This is a genomic window from Ensifer sp. EB106-05-01-XG146, assembly GCF_058791875.1.
In genome coordinates, this window is sequence record NZ_JBYTDX010000002.1 from 1294728 (window position 1) to 1310936 (window position 16209).

General features: G+C 56.5%; 13 protein-coding genes and 1 pseudogene. 9 read left to right on the forward strand and 5 right to left on the reverse strand.

Going from position 1 to position 16209, the window contains the following annotated elements; all coding sequences use genetic code 11:
* Window positions 1–35 precede the first annotated feature (35 nt).
* The 9 genes from AC3WVQ_RS26060 to AC3WVQ_RS26100 all read left to right on the forward strand — a co-directional run bounded on the left by AC3WVQ_RS26060 (window position 36) and on the right by AC3WVQ_RS26100 (window position 11019).
* On the forward strand, window positions 36–1034 hold the full coding sequence (locus tag AC3WVQ_RS26060; RefSeq protein ID WP_060529420.1) for an NAD-dependent epimerase/dehydratase family protein: 999 nt from the start codon (window positions 36–38) through the stop codon (window positions 1032–1034).
* A complete protein-coding gene (locus AC3WVQ_RS26065) occupies window positions 1031–2044 on the forward strand; it encodes a glycosyltransferase family 2 protein (protein WP_060529421.1) in 1014 nt (337 codons plus the stop codon). Before AC3WVQ_RS26060 ends, AC3WVQ_RS26065 begins: the two co-directional genes overlap by 4 nt.
* Complete coding sequence (locus AC3WVQ_RS26070) at window positions 2016–2438, forward strand: GtrA family protein (protein WP_060529422.1); 423 nt, start codon at window positions 2016–2018, stop codon at window positions 2436–2438. The genes AC3WVQ_RS26065 and AC3WVQ_RS26070 overlap by 29 nt, the downstream gene beginning before the upstream one ends.
* 278 nt (window positions 2439–2716) lie before the next feature.
* Window positions 2717–3616, forward strand: a complete 900-nt coding sequence (gene cysD, locus AC3WVQ_RS26075) for a sulfate adenylyltransferase subunit CysD (RefSeq protein ID WP_492383210.1) — start codon at window positions 2717–2719, stop codon at window positions 3614–3616.
* The gene (gene cysN, locus AC3WVQ_RS26080; RefSeq protein WP_060529424.1) at window positions 3616–5514 is read left to right on the forward strand and encodes a sulfate adenylyltransferase subunit CysN; all 1899 of its coding nucleotides are present in this window, start codon (window positions 3616–3618) and stop codon (window positions 5512–5514) included. Before cysD ends, cysN begins: the two co-directional genes overlap by 1 nt.
* Window positions 5515–5569: 55 nt before the next feature.
* Window positions 5570–6409, forward strand: a complete 840-nt coding sequence (cysQ, locus tag AC3WVQ_RS26085) for a 3'(2'),5'-bisphosphate nucleotidase CysQ (protein ID WP_492383211.1) — start codon at window positions 5570–5572, stop codon at window positions 6407–6409.
* 66 nt (window positions 6410–6475) lie between these two features.
* Window positions 6476–7423, forward strand: a complete 948-nt coding sequence (locus AC3WVQ_RS26090; RefSeq protein ID WP_492383212.1) for a sulfotransferase family protein — start codon at window positions 6476–6478, stop codon at window positions 7421–7423.
* Between the two features lie 149 nt (window positions 7424–7572).
* The gene (locus tag AC3WVQ_RS26095; protein ID WP_492383213.1) at window positions 7573–8937 is read left to right on the forward strand and encodes an O-antigen ligase family protein; all 1365 of its coding nucleotides are present in this window, start codon (window positions 7573–7575) and stop codon (window positions 8935–8937) included.
* Window positions 8938–9036: 99 nt separating this feature from the next.
* A complete protein-coding gene (locus AC3WVQ_RS26100) occupies window positions 9037–11019 on the forward strand; it encodes a GumC family protein (RefSeq protein ID WP_060643788.1) in 1983 nt (660 codons plus the stop codon).
* 395 nt (window positions 11020–11414) lie between these two features.
* Here the strand turns inward: AC3WVQ_RS26100 and AC3WVQ_RS26105 are convergent.
* The 5 genes and pseudogenes from AC3WVQ_RS26105 to AC3WVQ_RS26125 all read right to left on the reverse strand — a co-directional run.
* A pseudogene (locus tag AC3WVQ_RS26105) lies at window positions 11415–11509 on the reverse strand (DUF6429 family protein); the annotation flags it as partial.
* Window positions 11510–11599: 90 nt separating this feature from the next.
* Window positions 11600–13054, reverse strand: a complete 1455-nt coding sequence (locus AC3WVQ_RS26110) for a hypothetical protein (RefSeq protein ID WP_060529428.1) — start codon at window positions 13052–13054, stop codon at window positions 11600–11602.
* 96 nt (window positions 13055–13150) lie between these two features.
* Window positions 13151–14074: a sulfotransferase family protein gene (locus tag AC3WVQ_RS26115; RefSeq protein ID WP_060529429.1), complete on the reverse strand. Its 924-nt coding sequence runs from the start codon at window positions 14072–14074 to the stop codon at window positions 13151–13153.
* An 83-nt stretch (window positions 14075–14157) separates the two neighbouring features.
* On the reverse strand, window positions 14158–15372 hold the full coding sequence (locus tag AC3WVQ_RS26120) for a glycosyltransferase family 4 protein (RefSeq protein ID WP_156623628.1): 1215 nt from the start codon (window positions 15370–15372) through the stop codon (window positions 14158–14160).
* 195 nt (window positions 15373–15567) lie between these two features.
* Entirely contained in the window at window positions 15568–16197 is a 630-nt protein-coding gene (locus tag AC3WVQ_RS26125; RefSeq protein ID WP_492383214.1) for a sugar transferase, read from the reverse strand.
* Window positions 16198–16209 lie beyond the last annotated feature (12 nt).

Genomic DNA, 16209 nt, shown 5'->3' on the forward strand with positions numbered 1-16209 from the left:
CTCCAATCCGATCAGGCGCAGATAGGAAAAGGCGCATGTCGAGAGTACTGATCACCGGCGCGGCTGGTTTCATCGGCTCGCATATGGCGCGGGGCTCGCGGGATGCCGGCCACGAAGTTCACGTCGTGGTGCGGCCGGGTTCGGACGACAGCCGACTCGATGGCCTCGAAGCTTCGATCATCCGGCACGACTTCGACCTTCAGTCCGAAGACGCGATGAAGCGCTGCCTCTCGGAGGTGACGCCGGACATGGTCTTCCATCTCGCCGCCAAACCGAGGCGGCGCGAGGAAGCGGAACTCGCCGATGTAAAGGCCGGGACCAGCGAACATCTCAGCGCCCTGTTGAACTTGCTTGGCGCTGCAAGCAGCGTCGCTCGTCCGCCACAGAAGATCATCAGGACCGGATCCATCGCCGAGTATGGTATCGCAGCCACGCCCTATGACGAAGATGTCAGGGAAATGCCGGTCACGGCCTATGGCGCAGAGCTTGCCGCTGCGACCCATCTGGTCGGCGGGCTGCAGCGGCGCCTGCCCTTCCCCGTCATCACCGCCCGTTTGGCACTGGTCTACGGTCCTACGCAATCGACCGAATTCATGGTCCCCCTGTTCATCGAGCGCTGCCTCGCCGGTCAGCCTTGCATCGTTCACCAACCGGACGACCGCCGTGACCTGCTGCATGTTGGCGACGTCGTCGACGCCCTGCTGCGCATTGCCGACGCTCCGATCAGCACGCGTATCGTCAACATTGCAAGCGGCATCGCTCCGACCATGCGCGAGGTCGCAGCGCTGATCGTCGAGCGGACCGGCGCCGATCCCAACCTCATCGAACTCCGGGAGGGAAGGCCGTCGACGGGCAGGCGGGAATTGCGGGCTTCGGTCGCGCGCGCCAAGGACCTCTTCGGCTGGAGCGCGCGCATCCCGCTGCCGCAGGGGATTTCCCGTACCGTCGAATGGCAGAGGCAAGCGGTCGCGCCGCCCAGCGCAAGCAGTGCCGCGACAGCAAAAGACGGCCTAAAGGTGGTGGCCTCGCAATGAACAAGAGACCGAAAATCTCGATCCTGGTGCCTGCCTTCAACGAAGAGGCCAATGTCCGACGCGCTCATGAGGCAATCGTCGACGTGTTCCAAAGGTTGCCGGGATACGACCGCGAGGTGATCTTCACCGACAACCACTCCACCGACCGGACCTTCGATATTCTTTCGGAGATCTCGCGCGAGGACCCGACGGTCAAGGTCATCCGCTTCAGCCGCAACGTTGGCTATCAGAGGTCGCTGCTGGTCGCATATAAGAATGCGACAGGAGATTGCTCTGTTCAGATCGACTGCGATCTCCAGGACCCTCCGGACCTCATTCCGGGCATGGTCGACCTGTGGCTTCAGGGACATCAGGTGGTCTATGGCATCCGCCGGACCTTGAAGGACGGGTGGTTGACGACGCGCATTCGTCGCGCATTCTACTGGTGCATCAATGCGCTCAGCGAAGACGACCTGCCGCTCAATGCCGGCGAATTCCGGCTCGTCGATCGGCGCATTCTCGACGAGTTGCGCAAGGTCGACGATACGTCTCCTTATCTGCGCGGACTGATCAGCGCGATGGGATTTAAGCAGGTCGGCTTCGAATACGACCGCCAGGCCCGTGTTGCCGGCGAGAGCAAGTTTCCCTTCCGTGCCATGCTGTCGCTCGCGGTCGACGGCATACTAAATCATTCGCTGACACCGTTGAGGCTCGCCTCAGTGGCGAGCCTCGTCATGGGCACGGCCACGCTGCTGATGCTTCTCGGCTATCTCATCGGCAAGCTTCTCTTCGGCCAGGATTGGCCGGCGGGCTTTGCGACGACGACGATCCTGCTGCTGATTTCGATCACCCTGAATGCGATCTTCCTCGGCATCATGGGCGAATATGTGGGTCGCATCTTCATGCAGTCGAAACATCGCCCCACACCGATCATCGAGGCCTCGTTGAACGCTGAAATACATCGTCAGCCGCCGACGGCCGTACCGGAATGGAGGCGCGCGAATGTCGCGACCGACAGCCAACGGCAGTGAGAGGGGCCCTCGCGCTCACGCAACGCTGGCACGCTTCGCAGCCGTCGGGGCCGTGACGACGCTGCTCGATCTGGCGTTGTTCAACACCCTCTTTTTCCTGGGTGCACCGCCTTCGCCCTCCAACCTGCTATCCTATTCCTGCGGCATTGCGCTCAGCTACGTCCTTAACCGCACGTTTACCTTCCGTGCTGCCCATAACTACGTGCAGGCGGTAAAATTCGTTGTCGCGACGCTGGCCGGCCTTGCAATCTCGACAGTATTTGTCGCCAGCCTGGCAATGCTCATTCCTGCCCCCATAGCCAAGTTTGTCAGCATCCCCGTCGTCTTCTTGTGGAACTACCTGACGGCGCGGCTGTGGGTATTTCGTCATGCATCGGGGGAAGTCGCACCCTAGCCCGGCATGAACCGATTGTCGTCAAATAAAGCCACGGCGATATTTACTATATACGAAATTTAGAATATAAAGAGTGCTGGTAGTAAACAAACTTTTTCTGCGGTGCAGCGAAAAGATAGTCTGCAAACGAAATATAAATATAAGTCCAATTTTGCGATTTTTTATTTCACAAATACAATCTTTATAATCTTCCGTATGCATGAACTTGGAAATACTAATAAGGGTAAAATAGTTAAATCGTAGAAGTTTTCGTAAATAAATTTCGGAGTAACAATTTCATGTCGCTAACTCATTTGCAGCGCCTTGAAGCAGAGGCGATTCACATAATCCGTGAAGTCGCGGCGACTTTCAGCAAGCCGGTCATGCTCTATTCGATCGGCAAGGATTCCTCTGTAATGCTGCATCTGGCGATGAAGGCATTCTATCCTGCAAAGCCGCCCTTTCCCTTCCTGCACGTCGATACGACCTGGAAGTTTCGCGAAATGATCGCGTTCCGCGATTGGATTGCAGCGGAGCTCGGCATCGACCTCATCGTTCACATCAATCGCGACGGCGTGGAGCGTGGCATTGGTCCTTTCAGCCATGGCTCAAACGTGCATACGCACGTGATGAAGACGCTGGCACTTCGTCAGGCACTCGACAAGTATGGCTTTGACGCCGCCTTCGGCGGAGCCCGGAGGGACGAAGAGAAAAGTCGCGCGAAAGAGCGCATCTTCTCCTTCCGCAACAGCCAACACGCGTGGGATCCCAAGAACCAGCGGCCGGAAATGTGGAGGAGCTATAACACCCGCATCGGACCGAACGAGTCTATCCGGGTCTTTCCCCTGTCGAACTGGACCGAGCTCGACATCTGGCAATACATCCTCAGGGAAAAGATCCCGATCGTTCCGCTTTATTTTGCGGCGCGGCGCCCGGTTGTCGAACGCGACGGAGCGCTCATCATGGTCGACGACGACCGCATGCCGCTGGGCAAGGGCGAGAAGATCGAACGGCGAACGGTTCGTTTCCGCACACTCGGTTGTTACCCGCTCACGGCAGCAATCGAATCGACCGCCGCAACCCTTGAGGACATCGTCGGCGAAATGTTGACCGCCCGGACATCGGAGCGGCAGGGCCGGCTGATCGATTCTGACGAAACAGCGTCGATGGAACGCAAAAAGCGGGAAGGATACTTCTGATGACAGCCTTCAGCGCACGCGCAACCCCCAACAATGTCGCCGAGTATCTGGCCAAGCAGGAGAAGAAGTCGCTCTTGCGTTTTATGACCTGCGGCTCGGTGGACGATGGCAAGTCGACGCTCATCGGGCGGCTGCTCTACGACAGCAAGTTGCTCTTCGACGATCAGCTCGCCGCACTCAAGCGTGATGCCCATGGCCGCGTCGCCAGCCGCATCGACATCGACTTTGCCTCTTTGATCGACGGGCTCGAGGCCGAGCAGGAGCAAGGCATCACCATCGACGTCGCCTATCGGTTCTTCGCCACGGCGCGGCGCAAATTCATCGTCGCCGATGCTCCCGGACATGAGGAATACACGCGCAACATGGTCACGGCCGCCTCGACGGCAACGTTGGCCGTCGTGCTCGTAGACAGCCGAAAGGGTATCCTACGCCAGACGCGCCGTCATTCTTTCATCGCCTCATTGCTCGGCGTCCGGCACATCGTGCTTGCCGTTAACAAGATGGACCTCATGGGCCACGATCAGCGGGTGTTCGAAACGATCGTGGCTGACTACACGGCATTCGCGCAAAATCTCGGCTTTGCGACAGTGACGGCCATCCCGATCTCGGCCCGCTTTGGCGACAACATGACGAGCCTGTCACCGAACATGCCCTGGTACAACGGCGTCACTCTGCTCAATCATCTCGAAACGGTTGCGATAGATGACGACGAGGGAGAAGAAGAAACGCCGTTTCGCTTTCCCGTACAGCTCGTTATGCGCCCCAATCTCGACTTCCGCGGCTTTGCCGGCCAGGTCGCATCAGGCAGCATCGATGTCGGCGATCCCATCGTGGTGGCGAAATCCGGCCAGTGCTCGAAGATAAAGGAGATCGTAACATATGACGGCAAGCTCGGGCGCGCCGTCGAAGGCCAATCCGTAACGCTCGTGCTGGAGGACGAACTAGAGGTCTCACGCGGCAACATGCTGGTGCGACCCGAGGAACGTCCCCACGTTGCCGATCAGTTTATGGCCCATGTCATTTGGCTACATCCGGACCCGATGCTTCCCGGGCGCAGCTACGTCCTGCGGACCGAAGTGGACAGCGTCAGTACGACAGTCACCAGCCTGAAGCACCAGATCGACGTCAACACGTTCGCCGAAGAAGCTGCGAAGTCGCTCGGCATGAACGAGATCGGCGTGTGCAATCTGTCAACCCAGACGCCGATCGTCTTCGACAGCTACCGGTCCAACAGGACCACGGGCAATTTCGTGCTGATCGATCGTTTCACCAATGCAACCGTCGGCGCCGGAATGATCGACTTTCCGCTTCGCCGTGCGCTAAACGTGCATTGGCAGGCACTGGATATCAACAAGCGCGCGCGTGCAGCCCTCAACGAACAGCAACCGCGCGTTCTCTGGTTCACGGGCTTTTCAGGCTCCGGCAAATCGACGATCGCCAACATCGTGGAAAAGATGCTGCACGCCAAGGGACAGCACACCTTCCTTCTCGACGGGGACAACGTGCGGCATGGCCTCAACCGCGACTTGGGCTTTACCGAAGAGGACCGCGTCGAGAACATTCGTCGCGTCGCCGAGGTCGCTAAGCTGATGACGGAAGCGGGCCTGATCGTGCTCGTCTCGTTCATTTCGCCCTTCCGCTCGGAACGGCGCATGGCGCGGGAGCTGTTCGAGCCCGGTGAATTCATCGAGATCTTTGTCGACACCCCCATCGAGGAATGTGCTCGACGCGACCCCAAGGGGCTCTACAAGAAGGCTCTCGCTGGCGAAATCAAGAATTTCACCGGCATCAGTTCGCCTTATGAGCGGCCGGAGGCACCGGAGATCCACCTTCAGACCCTCGGTCAAGACGTCGAGATACTGGCGGGAGAGATCGAGGTCTATCTGCAGCAACAATAACGTCGCCTCTCATGGCGCCGAGCGCGTGGCGAGAGAGAACAGTGGGAGGGCGGGAATGATCGATACGCTGACAGCAGCCGCCATTGAGGCGGGCAAGGCCATTCTCGACGTCTATGTTCGCGATTTTGATGTCGATGAAAAAGCCGATAGCTCTCCGGTTACCGAAGCCGATCGACGTGCCGAGGAGATCATCCTTGCCATACTGGGGCGTGCCTTTCCCGAAATTCCGGTCATCGCCGAAGAGTCCGTGGCCGCTGGCGAAGTGCCCGATATTGGCGGGCAGTTCTTTCTGGTCGATCCGCTTGATGGCACAAAGGAGTTCATCAATCGAAGGAGCGATTTTACCGTCAACATCGCACTGATCCGCGAAGGCGAGCCAGTGAGTGGAATCGTCTTCGCTCCGGCGCGCAAGGTCGGGTATACCGCCGAAGGCGGCAAGGCGACCAAATTCCATGTGGCCGATGACTTCGTCGTCACGGAGATCAAGGAGATCCGCTGCCGGGAAAGACCTGAAACTCTGACGGCGGTTGCAAGCCGTTCCCACGCCTGCAGCCAAACAACCGATTTCCTTAAGAAGAACGCGATCATCGACTGCACGTCTGTCGGGTCATCGTTGAAATTCTGCCTCGTCGCCGAAGGGCTGGCCGACGTATATCCGCGATTTGGCCGCACGATGGAGTGGGATACGGCGGCAGGTGACGCAGTATTGCGAGCGGCCGGCGGCCGCGTAACCACAATCGACGGTCAACCATTTCTTTACGGAAAGACACGCCAGCCCAACGATTGCGACTTTGCAAACCCCGGCTTCATCGTTTGGGGACATGATTGCCGTCCGTTCTTCGCGGAAGCAGATCGCCCCCCTCTGGGTGAAGGCCTGGCGGCAGTCGGATCCTAGAGGCGACCGCCGCAAACATGTTATCTGCTGCATTCATAACGTATCGGTTGAAGGAGACTGCCAGCCATGAGTGCGACCATTGATCTGTCGGTTTCGGACAGCACACCGAAAGATCCTGCCTCCGTCCGGCCGACTGACGCCGGCGGATCGGTCAAGGCCCGTAGCGTTGACTTTTCGTACATCGACTTTCTGATCATTGGCGCCACCAAGAGTGCGACCACCTGGCTCCAGCGATCGTTGCAGCAGGATCCCAGCGTCTACATGCCGGATCCTGAACTGCACTATTTCAGCCGAAACTACGACCGCGGTGACGATTGGTATCTGTCAAATTTCAATGGGCAAGGTCATAGGCAGTTGCGCGGCGAGAAGTCCAACTCGTATCTGGACGTGCCGCAGGCGGCGGAGCGCATAAGGGAAAAGATGCCACACGCTCGTCTGATCGCGCAATTGCGCAACCCGGTGGATCGCGCCTATTCTGACTATTGCATGCTCTATCGTCGCGCCGAAGTGGACCGCGATATCGCGAAGTACCTGGACCCAAGACAGGCGGCCGGTGGACGCTTCCTCAATGGCGGTCTCTATTTCGGGCAATTGCAAAACTATCTGGAAAGATATTCCAAGGAGAAGCTTCTTGTACTCTTTTACGAAGATCTGAAGACCGATGCTGGCGCGCAACTCAGTCGGGTCCGCAACTTCCTCAACCTTTCGAACGAACTGCCACCTTACCCGCTGACGCGGAAAGTCAAGGACAAGTCGGAGCCGGTCGTCAGCCCGCGCCTGCGCCGCATGTTGAACTCGTTGAAACCAATCGTCGCTCCGTTGCGGCAAACCAGGGGCTTTAAGAAGTTGCGCTCATTCATAGCGGGCGAAGTCCAGTATACGCCGCTGAGTGACGATTTACGCGAAAGAATGACTGAGTACTACGCCAGAGAGACGGAAAACCTAAGCGCGCTCGTGGGACGAGATTTGACAGGGTGGCTGAGAGGCGAAGCGATCAGACGTGACCACATGTAACCGAACAACGCCGACGGTGACTGGTTGCTTTATGCGCCGTTTGCATTGGCGAAAAAAGAAGGATGCTGAGAGGATGGAACACTCGCAGAACTCATACAACTGCGTTGTCAATTGCATAGCTTCGCTGCATTTTCGCGAGTGAGGCGAGAATGACAGAATCCAATCATCGCACGGCGCCTCATCCCTGTTTCCCTAGACGCGCTCGTACCTTGGACATCCACCTGTCCGCGATCGAGCGCGGCGTCGTGTACTTGGCCGTCTTTCTTGCGCCTTATGCAACCTTACGGATTTCCGATCTCTTTTTTACTGTCAGCGACCTTTTGTTCTGCGTAAGCTTATTTTTGCTCATCATTCTGCGTCAGATCAGCAAAAGACCCCTCGACAATTTGACGGGTCCTTGGATTTTCGCGTTCATGCTTCTATTGATTGGGATGATGGTCGGCAGCTTGGTCCACGGTCGGCCCGATCGTGGAATAGTCGTTATGGCGCAGTATTTCTTCGCCTATCTTATCTTAATGCTCGTCCTCATCCGAAGTGACACTCGAGAAACCTACCGCCTAGCTGCAATCTTTCTTTTCAGCGTGCTGCTGATCGATCTTCATGGAATAATCACGTTCTACACCGTGGGTTACGTTCCCAGCGATGGAAAGGGAGTGGTAACTGGAGGAAAGCGCCTCGCGACCATGCTTAGAAATCCCAATCTTGCAGCTGCGATAAATGCGTTGACGCTTCCAATTCTTCTTTATTTCTGGTCTTCCGGACGCCTGAGGTATTGGATTGCCGTCCCGGCCGTTGTGCTCGTAGTCGGAACCGTTGTTTTGACAAGCTCCAACAGCGGTCTATTCGTAACTGCAATATCGCTAATTGTCTTTGTCGCGCTGATCTCGACTCGTCGGCTGGTTATGCGATTGTCGCTAACAACGGTCCTGGTCGTTGCGGCGCTAGCAATCTTCGGCAGTAAAGATATGTTGCCGCAAACATTTCAGAAGCGTGTGTTGGGCGCTCTTTCCTCAGGTGACATCGCCGAAGCGGGAACCTTCGCCTCAAGAGCTGAGCTTATGCAAGAAGCGCTTCAAATCGTTTCCGACGACAAGATCTGGTTGGTTGGCATTGGGGCGGATCAGTTCCGTGAGAGAAGCGTGCAGGATGCTCCTGTCCATAATCTTTACCTCCTTCTTTGGGCTGAGGGTGGTCTGGTTGCGCTCTTCGGCTGGTTGATGTTTGCCGCGGTAGGCTTCCTCCTATGGCTGGCAGTGAAGCGCGGGGGCGGAGATAAGTATGCCGCCGCCGCCGTGCTGACCACCATCGCTGCGCTGCTCACGATCGCTCTGTCCAACCCGCACATGTATGCAAGATATTGGACTATCCCGGTATTTTTAACATTTGGTCTGGCATTGGTGCGCCTTAAGCGCACCCATCCCCGGCCCGACAGGAGTATTTGGATGGCGACGGGCGAGACTGCTTTGACAAGCCCCGGCAGACAGCCTCAAGGTAAAGGGCTTCTTAATCCCTAACTCTTTCAAATACTTCTTTACCAAGAAGCATGTTAAGATCAAGGATTTCGTAGCCATACTTTTATCCATTAAATTGAGTTCATAAACGGAGTTGGGCCAATGACAACGTTCGTTCTTGATGACAGCGGAACTGGTCGCGCCCGCTATCGCGAAAGTGTGGAGTCTGCCATCCATCGAGACGGCCAAACTATGGGCATCTCTGATGCGCGGGCCCTGCTAAAACGACGCCGCTGGCTCATTGCCTCCGTCATAATCGGTTGCACGATGCTGGCAGCGATTGCGTCCTTTACTCTGCCGAAGAGTTACACGGCGAGCTCGCAGGTTGTCTTGGAGCGGAAGGATGTACGGCCATACGCGACAGATGCGGCCTTGACATCGATCGACCGTGACCGCTCGGCGGCGGAAACCGAAATGGACGTTCTACAATCGCGCCAGTTCGCTGGACGCATCGTTGATCGATTGAATCTCGTCAAGGACCCGAAATTCAATGCCTATGCCCTTTATAAGGAAAAGCCGCCGAGCACGAGCGAGCGGTTTCTCAGATCCCTCGAGAGCGCCACGGGCCTCGTTCTGCTTCCAACGGATGGCGCCAAGGTTGTTCCCGGTCTTAAAGAACAGCGCGATCGTGCTATATCTGCGCTGCTTTCTCAGTTCAATGTGAGCCGCACTGGGGAAAGCCTCGCCGTGCGCATTACGGTGGTCAATCCGGATCCAAAGCAGGCTGAAGAAATTGCAAACACCATCGCGTCTCTTTATGTGCAAACCTCGCTCGAATTTAAGCAGAACGAACGCATAGCAGATACGCAACGGGCCCTTAACACCGGAGGCGCTGTAGCATTCCTCCGCCAAAGCATGACGCAACCGCTTTTGATTACGCTGCGCAACGAAGAGGCCCGTTTGCAGCAAGAAAGGGCCGAACTTGCATCTAAGCTGGGAAAGAGCCATCCGCAAATGGTGGATGCGGACGCACGAATTGCGGGTGTCCGCACGATGATCGAAGACGAAGTCCAGCGGATTCTGTCGGACCTTGAAGCAGAATCGCTAAAGCCTAGTGCACGAATCGTGTCGATGGCTGAAACACCAAACTCACCGTCATTTCCTCGACCGGGCGTGATCATTCCAGCTGCACTAGTTGGCTCCACCCTTCTAAGCCTTTTGCTGGCGCTCTTGGTCGAAATCACGGATACCCGGATCCGCAGCGGACGACGCGTTGCGGAGCTCCTTGGGGCCCCCAACCTCGGCTATGTTCCAAAAGGATCGAAGCAACTATCGCAGGGTGTTCAGCGGCCTTCCTCAATTGCGGACTGGACCAGGTTCTCATCCGCGGAAGCAGAACGGTCCGTCTACATGACCTGCCGCTTTTCGGACGCAAAACAATCTCACCGCGTCCTGATGATGACTTCGTGCCACGATAACTCAGCCAACGCCTCGACGGCTTGGGGCGTCGCAACGGCGGCCGCCGCCGACGGCCGCTCCACCGCATTCTTGAATCTGGACTCGCGGCCGGACATCGGACCTCCACAAGGTACGGAGTCCTCTCTGCGACCGATCGAACGGTACCTCAGGAACGAAGCGTTGTTGTCGGAGGTTGTCCAGACCGTCTCGACCTTGCCTGGCTTTGGGTTCATCGATTTGACACCGTCAAGGGCGGGTCCAGTCAGATCTTTGGACTCGAACAAGCTCCGCGACCTGATAGCAGATCTCAAACAGAACGGTTTTGACCTGATCATAATTCATGCCCCACCGGCGCTAACGTCTGGCGATGCCAATTGGCTCTCTCCCTTCGTCGATGGTGTCGTCTTGATGTTGAGCTGGGGCGAAACGACTGAACAGCAGCTACTGGATGCCGTGGTCCAACTGCGCTTGAATCATGCCCAATTGATCGGAACGGTTATCCATCAAGTGGATCCCCGGATTCACCTCAGCCATCAGTACGGGGGGGTGGTGCTGACATCCAACCGTGTCCCCGCTGCTCGAAACTGGAGACCAACGCCAGTACGCAAATGGACCGGAAACCCACTCCCACCGCAGGCAGCGTTCAAACCTTCTCCCGAACAGAGACAGGCCCCAATCGATGCTTGACGCTTCGGCTGAGGAATATCGAGCGCGAACAAAAATCGGAGTTGATTTCAACCCGGTGAGGGAGTGCCCATACGTTCATCACATCGCGGGATAAAACGGCATGGCCATGATTCAACGTACTCATCCGAGGTGGGCCGCCTTGTCAGAGGTGTCGGATTTGGCACTGACTGTTATTGACGTCAATAAGGACAGTGCGGAATGGAACGGCTTGAGATTATCGATAGCGGCCGGCGGCGACGCTTCAGCGACGACGCAACATCCAGTTGCCACGCTCGTGCGAGCCGGCGCCATTCATATAACTGCGAACCTCTCGGCGACAATCTGCAGTTCGTCTCTGTGAGCTATTCGGAATTCGGCTTGTGTGCGACGATGGCGCGGCGACATGGGATATCGAGTGCCCAGTCGAAGCCCGCCCAGGCCCAACGCTCGTTATGCAGCGTCAGCCATAACAGCGCCAAAACGGCATGGTCGATCTTGTGTCCTCATCGATCTCCCTGAACCGACGTTACCACGCGCGGCGCTCAAAATCATGCGGCCCCCTCGGATGGATACGATCCAATTCGGGAAAGTTATTCGGCAATCAATCCTTTGGAGACTCCAGATCGCCGGCTAGGTAATGAAGAAACTCCTCCAAATTTGTCCATCCGTCGCCATCGGCATCCTGTTTGCCGTCCTCGGTCACGGATGGATTTAGCTGGTTTGCAATCTCCCAGTCATCAGCGATGCCGTCCCTGTCGTTATCGTCGTAAGGCACGCCCGCTGCAAGTTCCGGCCAGCCGCCGACGTCGCTTGGGTCTGTCTCCAGCAGATGCCCCTCCCGCTTGCGGACCTGTTCAATGATACGCTGATCAACGGCGTCGCGTCGTGGTTTCGTTGCGCCGGCGTTTTCAAGAACCTCGTCATAAGCTGTCGACGATGGGGAGGCGCGAACAGGAGGCGCATTAAATGGTTTGGTTGCTACGTTCCTCCTGTGCTGCTCCGCAATTACGAGATTTTCGGGTTGTCCGGCATCTACGCGGTAAGGCTCGTCATAGTTATCCTTCAGGTAAATCGAGTGCCCAAGGCCACTTTCGTCAAAGAGATGCACCATGTGGTCATCTCTTAATTTTCTTCCGCCGATCTTGTAGTTGCCGACAACATTGGCCCGTGTTCGAGCCCACTCGTCGCCAAAACTCACGACATACTGCCATTCTGGCGAATAAAACACGTTGTTCACCACATCCGCCACAGCACCGGGAATTTTCATCTTTATCTGCGGATTCCTGAATTTGCCAAAGGCGAAAAGAGTGTGATGTACGGTGACATTGCCCCCCTTGGTGAACAGCATATTCCGAGCCCGGTTCTCTTTCTGCGGGCCTCCTTGCAACAGTGGCTCGCTCGCAATTCCCCACTGCCACGTGAAGTTGGTGGCGTCTTCTGAATCGACTATCTCATCCGAACCCCAACTTACCGAGATATGGTCGAGCATAATGTTCTTTGCCCCCTCTGAATACATTCCGAGCGCTCCTGAGCAGCAGGAATAGACCGCGTGGGGACCGGGTCGTAGGCGAAGGTGCCTGATGATCACATCATTCGTCAGAATTTCAATCGAGGGCCGGATTTGTTTCTCGCCGTTGCGCACGGCAATCCCGCCTCCTGGCGCCGTCTCTCCAGCGATTGTCAGGAAGGGGTTGCGAACGACCAGCGATTTCCGCCGCAGGGTGATCGTCCCACCGGTTCGAAAAATGCAGGTGCGCGGACCGACGGCATCTATACACTCCCGCAGAGAGCCCGGCCCCGCCTCCTCGGTGTTCGTTACGAATATCGCCCGGCCGCCTCGTCCTCCAACGGCGCCCGCACCGAAACCTTCAGCCGTTGGAAAGGCGCGCTGGCGACTATCTGACAGCTTGGGCGGCAATGGCTCACGCATCGCGCTACTTTCCTGGGCCATTGCCGCTGGTGGCAGACCCCACGATGCGACAAAGATGCCAACATACAAGAGCCACTCAGTGAACCTAAAACGAAACTCGCCAAAATCGCCTGCCAGCCTTTTCATCAAAAAATATCCATGGACCGTTGCAACATAGAATCTGATGCCGGCAGGCCCTCTACGTCGACGAATCGCTGGACCTCGGGCACCCGTAGACCTTGCTTAAAGATATCCGTACCGCTTCAGCATCCACCCACCCAAACGTTGAAACGAGAGCTGTTGACCGACAGGCATCCGTGTTCTCCAAGACTCATCTTTTTGCAAAGTAATGCCTGCATTCATCCGCAATCGATTCCCGGCAACCTGATGCTCCGGATCCAAAGGCTCTCCGGCTCCAAGGGATAATCCAATCTGGTGCAAATCCAGGTCGAGAAATGATCCAATTTGCTGCATCACGGCAGCAGGGTTTGATGCAAAGTCCTCATATCTCACGCGCAGAATTCGCTCGGTACCAAGCTTGCGGGACAAATACTCGACCGCCAGGTTGACCACGCTCCATCGCAGCGCCGTCCTGAGAACCGATTTGGCACGGATTTCCTTCTGAAACCCGGACTTTGCATCTCGACCGTAGCTTCTCGACAATGACCAAGCGACACCACGCCCATCACGCACAAGGTGAATAACGCGCATGTCAATCCCAGGTATTTGCGCGAGCGCCATCGCTCTACCCGGCAGCTTCGAAGAATCTACGATCAATTTCTGGCTGGAACACGACGCCATTATTTCAAACAAGCGCTTAGTTCGAACCGAATATTGCTCGAATGATCTGCCCAGGCCGATGTTGCAGACTAGTTTTATCAGAACCGAAAGCCCCTCGAACTTTTTCTGAAGGGCGCGGTATTCGGCCAACATCCTGGTATCGTCATCGTCCGACCATTCCTGGCAGACCGCGCTCCAGAAAGAGCAATCGCAAATGGGATTTCCGCAAGCACAATACTCGTTGTGAGCCCAAACATGCCGTGTCAGTGCCGATATTTCGCCCGCACCGACAATATCCTCATGTTGTCCAAGCGCTATATCGAGTATTGTTGATCCGCTGCGGCCATAGCCGGCAATATAAACAACGCGAATTGGTTGAGTTCCCATAGATGGAAGCCTTCCTTTAACGAGGCTCTCACTTTATCGTCGTGAGCTGGACCAGATACGTTGCATAGCTACGTGTACCACAATTAATGATTATGCAGTAGTGTGCAATACAATTGACTTATGCCATCTATGTGAGTTTTCTTGCTATATTTGTTCAAAGAAGATGTTCTTGCTTTGGCGCTGATCTCGCGCCAATGCTCTTTGTCCAGCAACAGGCGTTCCATCGGCACAACGAACGCCTTGGGATTTTCCGGCTCTACCAGATAACCGGTGAAGCCATCTTCAATCGCCTCCGGATTTCCTCCATGATCAGTCGCGATTACGGGGGTTTCCAGCAGCATGGCTTCGATCAGTGTCCGCCCGAAAGGCTCGTTCACAGCCGGCACCAGCAGCGCGTCCAAGGCGCTCATACAGGGCGCGACCGGGGTCCTAAAACCCATCAAATGGATTCGGTCAGAGATACCAAGCGCGTGCGCGCGTTGACGAACCCTCTCGTCCATATCAGGGTGTTCGGGTAAAGCGCCTCCGAAAAGCAGGCCGGCAAGCGGGAAGTCTGGATGACGCTCTAGGAAGGCATGCACTGCTTCCACGAAACGAACGGGCCGTTTGCGATCCACCAACCCACCGACATATCCGACGAAGCGGGTCTCCGGAGCGAGGTGGAGTTCGTCGATGAAACCCTTCCGGCAGACCTCTCTATCCGGTAAGGTCGGAGGGTGCTCAAACGGACTGTGCAGCACGGTAAACTTGTGCGCGACGGGAAGTAGCGGTTTCGCAGGCTGAACAAACCTTGAGACACCCACGATATGATTGGCCAGAAGTGGCGCGACGGTCCTGACGCCCTGGGCCTTCGGATCTCCGCGGTGATGCCACACGAGTTTGCTGCCGGAAAGCCTTGTTGCCAGCGCCCAGGTCGCGTGCATCTGGCCGTCATTGGTGTGCACGATGTCTATCGAGTTGGCACGCAAGAACCGAACAAGAAGCGCGGTGGTGCGAACTAGCGCCCTCGCGCCCGCCAAACCGGCCGCCAGGCCCCCGCCTCTTGCGGTCGGCAAAAGACTGACATCTGGCGCCAAGATCGGCGAAAGCCCGCACTTCCTCAAGTATTCCTCAAGAACGAGACCGCTTCGGTGAACCACGACAATCGGCTCGAATTTCTCCCTGTCGAGCCCAGCGATTAGACCTACAGCAGAAATATGGCTCCCCCCCAATTTGTCACCGCCAAAAGGAAAAGCGATTATAATCTTGCGGGAGGAATTATTGGAACTTTGCGCTGACACCTTCATTTGGACACGCACGACGCCCTCCCCTCAACAAATAATAAACTAAATATCTTATAAAATATACTACAGATATTATGACACTTATCGTCAATCAGCAAATGAATTAAACAGGTTCTCATCCGAATACATGCTCTGAACCATCGCCCGGCGTTAACTTGCAAAACGGCGACCTTCTGCTTGCCTCAACAACGTCTTCCGCATCGAACGCCGCTACACTTTAGGTGTACTCTGTCGTGCGGCCCACAATCGTCGCTCGCTGATCCGATCGCCCAAAACCATTACCAGAACCGTTTCAACAGTGATCTTGAGGTCAAGCCAGAAGGATCGGTTGGCAATGTACCAGATATCGAGATCGAGCTTGTCGTCGTTCGAAAGAATGGCATTGCCGCTGATCTGGGCCCAGCCGGTGAGCCCCGGACGGACGCTGCAGCGACGAACCCCGCGCTCACCCAGCGCATCGATCGTCTCCGGAAGAATCGGCCGCGGGCCGATGAGACTCATATCGCCGATCAGGATGTTCCAGAACTCGGGCAACTCGTCCAGACGCGTCCGGCGAAGCAGAAGCCCGAACCGCCCTGTGCGCTCGGCGTCGCTGAGGAGACGCCCTTCGGCGTCCCGTGCATCCGACATCGACCGAAACTTCATCATGCGAAACGGGCGCCGGTCGAGCCCCGCCCGGGTCTGGTAAAACAACACGGGCCGCCCGAGCCAGATGGCGACCGCAATCCCGACCACCAGCATGATCGGCAGGCTCAATAGGCCCGCGATCAACGCAAAGACGATGTCAAAGCACCGCTTCATCTGCAACTCCCATGCACGGGTCGGCACATAGCCGGGCAACCGCGTCCCGGC

Bases quoted from the DNA above. Each gene is read 5' to 3' on its own strand.
- AC3WVQ_RS26060 (WP_060529420.1), top strand. From the start codon at position 36: ATGTCGAGAGTACTGATCACCGGCGCGGCTGGTTTCATCGGCTCGCAT.
- AC3WVQ_RS26065 (WP_060529421.1), top strand. From the start codon at position 1,031: ATGAACAAGAGACCGAAAATCTCGATCCTGGTGCCTGCCTTCAACGAA.
- AC3WVQ_RS26070 (WP_060529422.1), top strand. From the start codon at position 2,016: ATGTCGCGACCGACAGCCAACGGCAGTGAGAGGGGCCCTCGCGCTCAC.
- cysD (WP_492383210.1), top strand. From the start codon at position 2,717: ATGTCGCTAACTCATTTGCAGCGCCTTGAAGCAGAGGCGATTCACATA.
- cysN (WP_060529424.1), top strand. From the start codon at position 3,616: ATGACAGCCTTCAGCGCACGCGCAACCCCCAACAATGTCGCCGAGTAT.
- cysQ (WP_492383211.1), top strand. From the start codon at position 5,570: ATGATCGATACGCTGACAGCAGCCGCCATTGAGGCGGGCAAGGCCATT.
- AC3WVQ_RS26090 (WP_492383212.1), top strand. From the start codon at position 6,476: ATGAGTGCGACCATTGATCTGTCGGTTTCGGACAGCACACCGAAAGAT.
- AC3WVQ_RS26095 (WP_492383213.1), top strand. From the start codon at position 7,573: ATGACAGAATCCAATCATCGCACGGCGCCTCATCCCTGTTTCCCTAGA.
- AC3WVQ_RS26100 (WP_060643788.1), top strand. From the start codon at position 9,037: ATGACAACGTTCGTTCTTGATGACAGCGGAACTGGTCGCGCCCGCTAT.
- AC3WVQ_RS26110 (WP_060529428.1), bottom strand. From the start codon at position 13,054: ATGAAAAGGCTGGCAGGCGATTTTGGCGAGTTTCGTTTTAGGTTCACT.
- AC3WVQ_RS26115 (WP_060529429.1), bottom strand. From the start codon at position 14,074: ATGGGAACTCAACCAATTCGCGTTGTTTATATTGCCGGCTATGGCCGC.